The organism is Bacteroidota bacterium, assembly GCA_030706565.1.
Taxonomy (GTDB): Bacteria; Bacteroidota; Bacteroidia; order Bacteroidales; family JAUZOH01; genus JAUZOH01.
The window spans coordinates 1-12,671 of record JAUZOH010000086.1 but is presented as its reverse complement, the minus strand read 5'-3'; the positions used below and the strand labels follow the sequence as shown (position 1 = coordinate 12,671).

The 12,671-nt window shown below is 41.3% G+C and carries 11 protein-coding genes; 5 read left to right on the top strand and 6 right to left on the bottom strand.

Going from position 1 to position 12,671, the window contains the following annotated elements; genetic code table 11:
* The 6 genes from Q8907_06510 to Q8907_06485 form a co-directional block, all read right to left on the bottom strand.
* On the bottom strand, positions 1-1,445 hold a 1,445-nt coding region (locus Q8907_06510), incomplete at its 3' end, for an efflux RND transporter permease subunit (GenBank protein MDP4273914.1).
* 77 nt (positions 1,446-1,522) lie between these two features.
* A complete protein-coding gene (locus tag Q8907_06505; GenBank protein ID MDP4273913.1) occupies positions 1,523-1,831 on the bottom strand; it encodes a hypothetical protein in 309 nt (102 codons plus the stop codon).
* 66 nt (positions 1,832-1,897) lie between these two features.
* A complete protein-coding gene (locus tag Q8907_06500; protein ID MDP4273912.1) occupies positions 1,898-2,401 on the bottom strand; it encodes an ATP-binding protein in 504 nt (167 codons plus the stop codon).
* The gene (locus tag Q8907_06495; GenBank protein MDP4273911.1) at positions 2,402-3,931 is read right to left on the bottom strand and encodes an ATP-binding cassette domain-containing protein; all 1,530 of its coding nucleotides are present in this window, start codon (positions 3,929-3,931) and stop codon (positions 2,402-2,404) included.
* 183 nt (positions 3,932-4,114) lie between these two features.
* The gene (locus Q8907_06490; GenBank protein MDP4273910.1) at positions 4,115-5,524 is read right to left on the bottom strand and encodes a sugar MFS transporter; all 1,410 of its coding nucleotides are present in this window, start codon (positions 5,522-5,524) and stop codon (positions 4,115-4,117) included.
* 135 nt (positions 5,525-5,659) lie between these two features.
* Positions 5,660-6,556: a 1,4-dihydroxy-2-naphthoate polyprenyltransferase gene (locus Q8907_06485; protein MDP4273909.1), complete on the bottom strand. Its 897-nt coding sequence runs from the start codon at positions 6,554-6,556 to the stop codon at positions 5,660-5,662.
* Positions 6,557-6,698: 142 nt separating this feature from the next.
* On the opposite strand from Q8907_06485, the gene sppA reads away from it, so the two are divergent.
* The 5 genes from sppA (at position 6,699) to murA (ending at position 12,596) form a co-directional block, all read left to right on the top strand.
* The gene (gene sppA, locus Q8907_06480; GenBank protein MDP4273908.1) at positions 6,699-8,468 is read left to right on the top strand and encodes a signal peptide peptidase SppA; all 1,770 of its coding nucleotides are present in this window, start codon (positions 6,699-6,701) and stop codon (positions 8,466-8,468) included.
* 140 nt (positions 8,469-8,608) lie between these two features.
* Entirely contained in the window at positions 8,609-9,712 is a 1,104-nt protein-coding gene (lpxK, locus tag Q8907_06475) for a tetraacyldisaccharide 4'-kinase (GenBank protein ID MDP4273907.1), read from the top strand.
* The gene (locus Q8907_06470) at positions 9,672-10,487 is read left to right on the top strand and encodes a purine-nucleoside phosphorylase (protein MDP4273906.1); all 816 of its coding nucleotides are present in this window, start codon (positions 9,672-9,674) and stop codon (positions 10,485-10,487) included. The genes lpxK and Q8907_06470 overlap by 41 nt, the downstream gene beginning before the upstream one ends.
* Before the next feature lie 166 nt (positions 10,488-10,653).
* A complete protein-coding gene (locus Q8907_06465; protein MDP4273905.1) occupies positions 10,654-11,250 on the top strand; it encodes a DUF4290 domain-containing protein in 597 nt (198 codons plus the stop codon).
* Between the two features lie 41 nt (positions 11,251-11,291).
* Positions 11,292-12,596 carry a UDP-N-acetylglucosamine 1-carboxyvinyltransferase gene (gene murA, locus Q8907_06460; GenBank protein ID MDP4273904.1) on the top strand — a complete coding sequence of 435 codons (1,305 nt, stop codon included), beginning with the start codon at positions 11,292-11,294 and terminating at the stop codon, positions 12,594-12,596.
* Positions 12,597-12,671 lie beyond the last annotated feature (75 nt).

Below are 12,671 nucleotides of genomic sequence, written 5' to 3'. Positions count from 1 at the left end.
TGGGCCATGGGACGGAACATTTTTCCTTCAATGCCCACCAGGGTAATGATAGGCAGATAAACGATCATAATAATCACCTGCCCGAAAGTGGCAGAACTCATCATGCGTTTAGCCGATTCAAATACATTTTCGTCCATCTGCTTCTGCGAAAGCTGCGACACTCCCTGAATATTGACTTTACTCCGGGTTATCCGATGAACGGCGCTTTCCACGATAATCACGGCTCCATCGACAATCAGTCCGAAATCTATGGCACCCAGGCTCATCAGGTTACCGGATACGCCAAAAAGGTTCATCATAGAAATAGCAAACAGCATGGAAAGCGGAATTACCGAAGCAACGATCAACCCTGCCCTTAAATTACCCAGCAGCAACACGAGAATAAAAATAACAATCAAAGCCCCTTCAATAAGGTTGCGGGATACGGTATTGATGGCGCGGCCCACCAGGTCGGAACGATTCAGGTACGGTTCAATTTTCACTCCCTTGGGCAAAGACTTTTGAATAGATTCTATCCGGGTTTCCACATTTTTAATTACCTCATTGGCATTGGAACCCTTAAGCATCATCACTACCCCGCCCACAGCCTCGGAGGTGTCGACCACAAAAGCTCCGTAGCGGGTGGCGCTGCCATACTGAACGGTAGCCACATCCCTGATTAAAACAGGAATACCGGAAGAATTGGTTTTAACAACAATCCTGCCAATATCTTCCAGGTTCTTCACCAGCCCAATTCCCCTGATAAAATAGGCATTTGGGCCCTTTTCAATGTATGCACTTCCGGTATTCTCATTGTTTCGGCCAAGTGCGTTAAAAATATCGGTCAGGGTTAGGTTCATACCCCTGAGCCTGTCTGGATTTACAGCAACTTCATACTGCTTTACAAAACCGCCATAACTGTTGATATCCGCTACTCCGGGCGTTCCAAGCATCTGGCGGCGGACTATCCAGTCCTGTACCGTCCGCAAGTCCATAGGCGAATATTTATGTTCATAGCCTTTGTCAACGGCAAGCCTGTACTGGAATATTTCACCCAGGCCTGATGAAATTGGCGCCAACTCAATTTTTGCAAGTCCGTCTGGAATTTCCTCCTCTGCCTCCTTAAGCCTTTCGCTAAGTTGCTGCCGCGCCCAGTAAACATCAACATTATCTTTAAAAACAACAGTAACCACCGATAATCCTAAACGGGATATTGAGCGGAGCTCAACAATATCGGGGATATTAGCTACCGCAACTTCAACGGGGGCAGTTATGAAACTTTCAACCTCCTGCACCGCCAGCGAAGGCGCAAGCGAAATGATCTGAACCTGATTGTTCGTAATGTCGGGCGTGGCATCGATGGGCAAACGGGTAAGGGAATAGATTCCCCATCCTGTTAAAGCCACAACAAACAACCCGATAATAAATTTATTTTTTATCGAAAAATGAATGAACTGTTCAATCATGAAAATAAAAATTAAGTTAACACATAACTTTAGTCCCTGAGGCAAAATAATCAAGGCATAAAAATTCGATAGATGTATTAACTTAATCTCGGAGGTTGCCAGACAGAATTTAAAGTCGCAGAATGAAAATCCGGAACTAACTCAGGAAAGTCTACCTGAACATATATTAAATTAGCCGGAAAAGCATAAAACTGAAGCACAACAGGAGAAGCACAGCAGGAACATACACAAAATGGCGAACAATGATCCATATCCTGATGATGGCCGGAAGGAGAACCCTGGGTAATTTCCGGTTTGTGCAACAAGTTATCATCCGGTTTATCGGCACAGGGAATTGCAATCAAAACCAGAACATAAATAGACAATATGTATGCGATAACTTTCATTGAGTTAGCAGCAAAGATAAAATAATTTTATTCCAATTGTAACCAACCAAATAAAATATGCATATTTTATCCTTCTGATAATTTTTTTAGTTTTTCCCCTAACTCTGTTAATCGATATTTTTGTAAACGACTTGTGGGTTTATCAGGGATTGTCATTTCAATAATGCCCAAATCAACAGCAGGCAGTATATATTTTTCCCTGAAATTTTTCTCGTCCTTCAGGGACAATACCTTTTGTAAATCAGTTCTTCCCATTGTTCCATGAAGAACCTTTATTAATCTTTCGACTTCGGGGGTGACTTCGGGGGTGACTTCGGGGGTGACAATTTGTTCGGCGTCAACCTTACGATAAATAATTATTTTAAATTCATCATCTTCAATAAATTCAGGTTCCTTCAAACCTTCTTCCCGTGCAATACGAAGAATATCCATTGTACCCGTCCCTAATCTTTCAATATATCCGGTCAGGTACATAGATTCAGCCAAAAGAGGATTCGCAGGTACTGATCTATGGAGCTCTTTCAATTTTTTAGCAGTCCAACCCAATGGCAAAGTCCCGGGATTCCAAATTTAATTCTCTGATATAACCTTCCCTTTCTCAATATTCATCACATGATCCACGCAATCCGGAATTTCACCGGCATAATGGGTAATAAAGATCATTGACCGGTGTTCATCGCCAAAGAGGTTCAGTAATTCTTTTGCTTTTTCAATGGTTGAAGGGTCGAAAGCCTGAAAGGGCTCATCGAGCAGGAGCAGAAGCGGATTTTTAATTAAGGCACGCAAAAACAGGATGATGCGCTGCTCACCGGCTGATACCCTTGAAAAGAGTATATTTTTCAATGAAGCAATGCCGAAATAGGCAAAGAGGCAATCCATCAGTTCAGCCTCCTGCCGGGTGGGCTGCCTTTTAAGATACATCCCGTCGAAAAGGCCGGTTATCACTACTTCACTACAGGTAAAGCGCCCGTCGAAGTAAAGGTGTAGTTCCGGAGAAGTAAAGCCGATATTCTTCTTGATATCCCAAATACTTTCCCCTGTCCCTCTTCGATGATCAAAAAGTATCAACTCATTGGCATAAGCCTGAGGATTGTCGGCATAGATCAGGCTAATAATGGTTGATTTCCCCGAACCGTTTGGCCCCAGCAAGGCCCACTTCTCTCCCTGCCTGACCGTCCAGTTTATCCCGTCCAGGATCTTTTTATGATTGTAACTGATGTTGGTCTGTTTCAGGCTGAAAATAGTATTGAATAAAGTCTCATCCTGGTAATTTTTCAGAAGTTTTTTAATCCTGTCCTTCAATTCAGCTGAAGATTCCGAAATTCCGGGTAGCGGTTTTTTACCGGCCAAGGGCAGTACTTCTTCTTTTTTACCAGCTTTCACGATCCCTTCATGATCCAGCAACAACACATGAGTGATGCGCTCCGGTATATCCGTCTGGGCAGCCACCAGGATAATCTTAATTTTCCCTGCAAGAATTATGCAGTCCAGGTAATTGTTCAGGGCAGTCCGTCCTGCCACATCCAGGCCGATATAAGGATTATCGAGCAACAAAAGTTCGGGACGGCGCATCAGGGCTTTGGCAATCATCAGCCTGCGGGTCTGTCCGTTGGACAATTTAATGAGTTCGACGTTCAACAGGGACTCCAATCCTAAAATCTGAATGATTTCCTGATGCGAGGGATCATTTTCGCAGAACCCGCCAGCCTGAAGAAATACAGCAGCCGTGGGGCCATCATCACTGTCAAAAGCATTAAACCTTTGCTGGTAGTAATGCCTGCTGTATGAAAACGACTTTGAATCTTCCTTAAAATTAACGCAAGCTACATTGCGGCTTACCCTTGAATATAAAGAACTGTTTGCATTCAAATCATCACTTTGGAAATGAAAATCCAGGGAACCACTGATTAAATCCGCATCTCCGGTAATAGCCTCCAGCAACATCGACTTGCCTGCCCCAACTGGCCCGATTATAGCCCATTGCTGGCCTTCCTCTATCTTCCAGTTAAAATCTTCAAGTATAATCCTTCCGTTTTTCCGGATAGTTGCCCCGCTAATTTCAAAAAAAGGAGGACATTTTGTAATCGTCCTTAAGTCCATTTCATACGTATATATTTTATTCTCTAAGGTCGTAAGGAACTCTATGTTCGCTATTTTAATTCGTGTTTTATGTTTTATCCGCAAACATGATCGTTTCAAATAAATCAAAAAAACACCCCTCCGGAAATGAATTCCGGATTCTTAAAACAGTATCTTTAGAATAAATACAACTAATTCAAAAAATTACTTCTTGATTTTCCATGTTCTCAGTTTGTTCCCTTTAGCTGCATAAAAAAGTATCCAGAGGTAGCAGGGAATCATAATCCAGTATGCAAGCTGGTTGGGGACAGCGGAAGTAACGCCGAAGAATTTAAGCTTGGCCATTAATAATGCAGGAAGCTGATCAGTATAATTCACAACCAGCCGGCCATAAAGCAAAGGAATGGTAGCACCACCTGCAATAGCCATAATCAGTAAGGAGGAACCAAGTTTGATAAAGCGGCCCAACCCGTCAATAGCCAGAGGCCAGATGGCAGGCCACATCAAAGCATTTGACAGGCCACACAAGGCAAGGAAAAATACACTGTTCGGAATAGCAGGAATGCCTGTCCAGCCCAAAAGGGTACTGAAGATAGAACTACTGGTTGTCGAACTAAAAAGGATAGTGATAGAAAAAATAAATCCTAAAATGGCTGAAATCACCAAAGCATTTTCCTGCTTAATGTATTTGGGTATAGTAAGTATTCCGATGATATAGCCGATTACCATGGCGCACATGGTATATGAAGTCAACCGGCCAAAGAAACTGATGTTTAATGACTTTCCAAACAGCCCGATAGTATCGCCGGCTAAAACTTCAACGCCCACATACAGAAAAAGGGTGAAAACGCCCAGAATAAGCTGAGGAAACTGAAAAATATTCTTCTTTGCATGATGCTCTTCTGAAATTGCAACTTCATCTTCCTCAGCTTCTACTTCAGGTAAAGGAGAATATTTAACAAATGCAGCAAGAGCGACCAAAGCAATGGCAATCACCACATAAGGCCAAACAATACGGGCAGCAAGCTCATTAAGGACATCAGCTTTCTGAAGTGGAGTCAATGCTTTCAGGTGGGCCTCTGAAAACCTGTCCATATTATGCAAAACCAGGTAAGTTAAAATCACCGGACTGAGAAGGCCCGCAACCTTGTTGGCTATGCCCATGATACTGATACGGGCTGCAGCACTTTCCTTGGGACCCAAAATGGTAATGTAAGGATTGGAAGCAGTCTGCAAAATAGCCAAACCGGTTCCCTGAACAAAAAGTCCGGTCAGAAAAAGTCCGTAAATACGGGTATAAGCGGCAGGTATAAATATCAATGCTCCTATGGCCATGATCAACAGACCCAGGCTCATTCCTTCCTTCAACCCTGTCTTTTTCAACACCCAGGAAGAAGGGATAGCCATTACAAAATAAGAAATGTAAAAGGCAAAAGTTACAAATAAAGCCTGGAAACTATTTAACTCACAAGCAGTTTTCAAAAATGGGATCAAGGTCCCATTAAGCCAGGTAACAAAACCAAAAATGAAAAATAATATACCAATAATCCCAATGGAAATGGAATACTGACTTTTATTATTCCCTGCGACAGAAGATGTATTTGCTTGTGCCATATTTCTATTTTTTAATTTAAAGTCTAAAATACCCTGACAAACATACAGATTTTTTTCTAAAACCTTACCTGTCAATTTAAAAATCAAAAAAATGATTAAAAATTTTCTGGATAAATTCGCTTTATGTTATGTAAATTAACCGATAAGCAAACCAATAGAAAGTAACAAACCGAAAATCAGAACATTTAAAGCTGTCTTACCCAAATATTTATTCAAACCTTTCCCTTCCTTAACCTCACAAATTGCTTTCCAAGTTTGGATATGCGGAATTAAATAAAGCAACGGAAGGATTGTAGCCCACCATAAACCTTCTGCTGCACCGAAATAGGAACAAAGACAGACGGCAACCAGTCCATTTGCCAGATAAAAATATTCGGCAAATTTCTCTCCCCATATCACCACTGAAGTTTTCTTTCCACTTTTTTTATCCCCATACCTGTCCCGATAATTATTAACAACCAATATATTAATTGATGCCAGTCCCACCGAAAATGCAGCAACAGTAGCAGGAAGGGTCCAACTTAAGGCCTGTACATAAAAAGTGAAACCGACAGGGACAATTCCGTAAAAAAGCAAAACACAGACATCCCCCCAACCATGATAAGCCAAAGGATAAGGCCCGGCCGAATATGCGAAGGCAAAAACTGCTATAGCCAGGCCAAGCCAAATCAGATTCCATCCTCCGTAGGCTACAAGGATCAGCCCAATGAAAATGGCAATGACCAGTACAACAAGGGCAGCCCTCAGCATCAGGGGAGGATCAATCCAGCCGGAGGCACAGGCACGGGCCGGCCCCAGCCGCTCTTCATCATCAGAACCCTTGACAAAATCGAAATAATCGTTTGCCATGTTCGATACAATTTGCACAAGTACTGCAAAAACCAAGCAGATCAATGCAGGTATCCACTTAAATTGCCCGTAGGCAAAAGCCAATGAACAACCCACAATAACCGGAGTGATGGAGGCAGGTAAAGTTTTGGGACGTGCAGCCAGAATAAATGCTTTTAATGAATTCTTTTTTATATCTTCCATGTTAACTTTCAAATTAAAAAACAAAAATAACCCGATTTCAATTATCGCGTCAACATTTTGAATAATTCATCAAATTTCATAAGTCTGAGAATAAAATTTCCTATTTTTATATCTTTGTTACTATTTTCTAAATATCAATATTATGAAGTTTTTGAAATATACCCTGGCTACCATAGTCGGCGTAATTATTGCCTCTGCGATCATCTTTTTCATTTTTCTGGGGATAGTTGGATCCATGATTTCCTCGGGAGAAAAAGAAACGGTATCAATTAGTCCCAAAACCATCCTGGTCATGAAACTCGACCAGACAATTAAAGAAAGGACTTCAGCCAATCCTTTACAGAATTTCGATTTCAAAAGGTTTGAATCACAGACTGCTTTAGGCTTAAATGATATACTTCTGAATATCCGAAAAGCCAAGGACGATGAAAACATAAAAGGCATATTTCTCGACCTGGGCGTCATACCTGCCGGCATAAATACCATCGAAGAGATCAGGAATGCCCTGCTTGATTTTAGAAAATCAGGCAAATTTGTCGTAGCTTATGCCGATTATTATACCCAGCCTGCTTATTACCTGGCAACAGCTTCCAATAAAATTTATCTGAATCCCGCAGGGAAATTATTATTCCTGGGCCTGAAATCTCAAATCACTTTCATCAAAGGAACTTTAGATAAGCTGGGCCTGGAACCTGAGATTATCCGGCATGGGAAATTCAAGAGTGCTGTTGAACCCCTGATGATGGACAAAATGAGTAAAGAAAACCGGGAACAGGTTATGGTATATATCAGTTCTATATGGAACCATCTACTCGAGGGGATTTCTGCACAGCGAAAAGTAAGTATTCCGGCTCTCAACCATTTGGCCGATAATATGACTATCGACGATGCACAGTCGGCCGCCAGCCACAAACTTGTTGACGGGACGAAATACAAAGACCAGGTATTTGATGAATTGGCAAAACTTTCAGGGCAACCCAATGCAGACAAATTAAATTTTGTTAACCTGGATAAATATGATAATGTTCCCATGCCCAGGAAGGAGAGACATGTTCTTAAAAATAAAATTGCCATTATCTATGCTCAGGGAGATATTGTCTTGGGTGAAGGAGATGACGACAATATAGGCTCTGAAAAATATGCCAAAGCCATCAGGGAAGCCCGCAAAGACACTTCCATCAAAGCCATCGTACTCCGGGTGAATTCTGGAGGCGGGGATGCACTGGCTTCCGAAATTATCTGGCGTGAGGTATTTTTGGCCAAAAAAGCCAAACCCGTCATTGCTTCGATGGGCGATGTGGCAGCATCAGGGGGTTATTATATTTTGGCAGCTTCCGACTGTATTGTTGCCGGTCCAAATACCATCACCGGATCAATCGGTGTATTTGGCATCCTGATGAATACTCAAAAATTTTTCAATAAAAAACTTGGGGTTACTTTTGATGTAGCCAAAACAAATCCTCATGCCGATCTTGGAACCATTGCCAGACCCTTGACTGCTCAGGAAAAAGAAGTGGTCCAGGCCAGTGTGGAAAGAACCTATGATGACTTCATCTCGCATGTAGCCCAGGGAAGACATAAAACAAAAGCTCAGATTGATAAAATCGGCCAGGGAAGGGTTTGGAGCGGTGTCAATGCCAAATCCCTGGGATTGATTGATCAATTTGGAGGTATTAACAAAGCTGTAGAAATAGCCGCCCAAAAGGCAAAACTTAAAAACTACCGTATCGTGGCATACCCCAAACTTATTGATCCCTTTACCCAACTGTTTAACAGCTTGACCAGCAGCGTGGAATCAAAGTTCATGAAAAATAATCTGGCCGATAGTTACCAGTATTATGAAAATATTCAAAAGATTATCAATACCCAGGGGATTCGTGCACAAATTCCATATTCCATCGAATTGTACTAATTTAAACAGCAGGGTAAATCGAGGTTTAGTACTCGTTTTACCCTTGCCGTTGTTAAAAAAGTTTACTCATTCTGTAATACTTTAATTAAATTTGCACGATATTAATAAGATTGTGATTTTGTCTATTAGAGAAGGCTAATATGGAGCAGAAAAAAGGATTGTTCAGGTTTTTGTTATTCCCCTTTACATTTGTTTATGGGTTGGTTGTATTTGTCAGAAATAGACTTTTTGATTATAATATTTTAAAGTCAAGGGAATTTAACATTCCTATCATTTCTGTCGGGAATATAACCGTAGGGGGAACAGGGAAAACTCCACATATTGAATACCTTGTAAAAGTACTTCAAAAAGAATTTGAGCTTGCTGTTTTAAGCCGGGGATATAAACGAAAATCCAAAGGTTATCTCCTTGCCGGCGAAAATTCCACTTATGCTGAAATTGGTGATGAACCCTTGCAGATCAAACAAAAATTTCCGGACATTGAAGTAGCAGTTGACCGGAACAGAAAACATGGCATCGAACAATTATTCCTTGAAAATAAAGACCTTCAGGCAATTTTGCTCGATGATGCCTATCAGCACCGTTATGTAAAACCGGGTTTATCAATTTTACTGATAGATTTTAATTTTCCTATTTCTCATGATCATCTGCTACCCATGGGTAAGCTCAGGGAACCTTCATCCGAAAGAAAACGGGCCGATATTATCATTTTGACAAAAACACCCGCCGATCTGAAACCTATAGACAGACGGATCATTGATAAAACAATGAAGCTTTATCCTTATCAGACCTTGTATTTTACAACCGTTCAATATCATGAACCAGTTGCGCTGTCGGCTTCAAATAATTTTGTTCCCACCACAGCCTGGATAAAAGAAAATGAGGCCACCCTGCTTCTGGTAACCGGTATAGCCCAGCCCGAACCGTTAAAAAAATACCTGCTGAACTTTACGCCCAATATCTCAACCTTGTATTTTACTGATCATCATGAATATACCGAAAAAGACCTGCAAAAAATAAAACAGACCTTTCAAAACCTGAAAGGTGAAAACAAGATAATTATTACTACGGAAAAGGATGCCATGCGATTGAATAAATTCTGTGATAGCGAAAAAGATTTGATTGAAAATATGTTCTTTATTCCTATCGAAATTAAGTTTTTGCATGACGAAGGTGAAATGTTTAACGAACACATTATAGGATATGTTAGAAAAAATAAAAGAGACAGTATCTTATATTCTTAAGCAAATCAATATAAATCCTGAGTTTGGGATTATTTTAGGTACCGGACTAGGCGGATTGGCCAACGAAATTGAAGTCATTCATACGATAGATTATGAAGACATTCCTAATTTCCCTGTTTCAACTGTCGATGGACATGAGGGAAGACTGATATTCGGAAAACTGGGCGGTAAGAAAGTCGTGGCCATGCAGGGTCGGTTTCATTATTACGAAGGGTATACCATGGAACAGGTAACCTTTCCGGTAAGAGTAATGAAATACCTGAATGTCAAGTATCTTTTTGTTTCCAATGCCAGCGGCGGGATGAATCCGGAATTTTCGGTTGGCGATTTGATGATCATCAACGACCATATCAATCTTTTACCTAATCCTCTGATCGGAAAGCATTACCCTGAATTCGGCGACCGTTTCCCCGATATGAGCAAGGCATACGACCCGGGATTAATCGAAAAGGCAAAGAAAATTGCAGAACAAAACAATATTAAAGTTCATACGGGATGTTACGTAGGCGTTACAGGTCCTACTCTTGAAACTCCTAAAGAATACGGGTTTTTCAGAATGATTGGAGGCGATGCAGTAGGAATGTCGACTGTACCCGAAATTATTGTTGCCCACCAGATGAATATTCCCTGTTTTGCCATTAGCATCATCACCGATTTAGACATTCCGGGAAGGATCAATAAAGTGACCCTGGAACAGGTACAACAGGCCGCTGTCAAAACAGAACCCAAGATGACCCTTTTGATGAAAAACCTGATTGCTTCCATTGAGAATTAATCTTGTGTCATCAAAAAATTCCTTTCATTGGTCTGAATTACTTCGGAAATATCCGGAAGGAAGTGGCATTTGTGAATGATTCAAGAAAAGTAAAGAAGGAAATATTAGTTTCTATTTATTTGATAACTACTGCAAAAACGATTAGCTTTGCATCAAAATAATTTTTATGGATTACGACTATAACACAAGCAGGAAAAAACTTGCCCTTCCCGAATATGGGAGAAATATACAAAAAATGGTAGACAAGGTTACTTCCATAGAGAACAGGGAAGAAAGAAATCAGGCTGCCAGAGCCATGATCGGCATCATGGGGAATATGAATCCGCATTTGCGCGACGTCAGTGACTTCAAGCACAAATTGTGGGATCATCTGGCATTGATTTCCGATTTCAAGATCGACATCGACTCTCCCTACCCCGTTCCTACTCTGGATACGCTTAACGAACGCCCCAAGCCTATGTCGTATAACATCTGCTCCATAAAATATAAGCATTACGGCAAGGTCATTGAAATGATGATTCATAAAGCTGCCGAAATGGAAGAAGGGGAAGAAAAAGAATCACTCATTTACCTGATTGCCAACCACATGAAGAAATCATATCTTACCTGGAACAGGGAAATGATAAGTGATGAAGTGATTTTTCACGATCTGGAAGAATTGTCAGAGGGGAAAATTAAAATCAATAAAGATCAAAAATTAGCAGAAACCAAAGACATCCTGGCAAAAACAAAAAAAAGAAAAAACATTAAAAGAGGACGTTGACCGGTGATTTTCCCAAATCATTATTCCGAAAGATTTTTGCCATGAGCACATTTGAAATTAAAGGGGGAACAAGACTTAAAGGAGAACTTCAGCCCCAGGGAGCTAAAAACGAAGCTTTGCAGGTGATTTGTGCCTCTTTACTCACTTCCGAAAAAGTAACCCTCAAAAATATCCCCAATATTCTGGATGTAAACAAATTAATTGATTTACTGAGATTAATTGGTGTGGAAATTTCCAGGACAGGCCATGCTGAATATTCCTTTCAGGCCAAAGAAGTGAACCTGGAGTGCCTGAAATCCCCTGAATTTATCAGCAAATCTACAGCCCTGAGAGGTTCTGTCATGGTCATCGGCCCTTTGCTTGCCCGTTTTGGGAAGGCTTACCTGTCGAGGCCAGGAGGTGATAAAATCGGACGCCGGCGTTTAGATACACATTTTATAGGATTCCAGCAATTAGGAGCAGAATTTCATCATGATCCCCAAGAAGATTTTTACGAACTCGACGGGAAACACATGAAGGGTACTTACATTCTGCTCGATGAAGCCTCAGTTACCGGTACGGCCAACATTATTATGGCTGCCGTATTGAGTGAAGGGAAAACCACCCTTTACAATGCAGCCTGCGAGCCCTATATTCAGCAGCTTTGTAAAATGCTTACAAAGATGGGGGCAAAAATTTCTGGTATAGCCTCAAACCTGCTTACTATCGAAGGGGTGGATAGCCTTTCGGGTTGCGAGCATGCCATTCTGCCTGATATGATTGAAATCGGCAGTTTTATAGGACTGGCAGCCATGACGCAATCGCATCTGACCATAAAAAATGTTTCTTACGAAAACCTGGGAATGATTCCCGATGCCTTTCGTAAAATCGGGATACAACTTGAAAGGGTGAACGATGATATTGTCATTTACCCACAGGATCATTATACTGTTGAAACCTTTTTGGATGGTTCCATCATGAATATTGCAGATGCACCCTGGCCCGGACTTACGCCCGACCTGCTTAGTGTTCTGCTGGTAGTAGCCACACAGGCTAAAGGAAGTGTACTGATTCACCAGAAAATGTTTGAAAGCCGGCTGTTTTTTGTAGATAAGCTCATTGACATGGGTGCCCAGATTATCCTTTGCGATCCGCACCGGGCTACAGTCATCGGGCTTGACCATCAATACCGGCTAAAGCCTACCACCATGACCTCTCCCGATATCCGGGCAGGTGTAGCCTTGCTTATTGCAGCCCTTTCGGCCGACGGAACCAGCCTCATCCACAATATAGACCAGATAGACCGCGGTTACGAAAATATAGACGGCCGGCTTAATGCCATTGGCGCTCATATTAAAAGACTATAAAACAATTTATTCCTTTCCAGATATATCCTAAATATGTTATTACTGACTTCTGATATGAAAATGGCTGAGGTAATC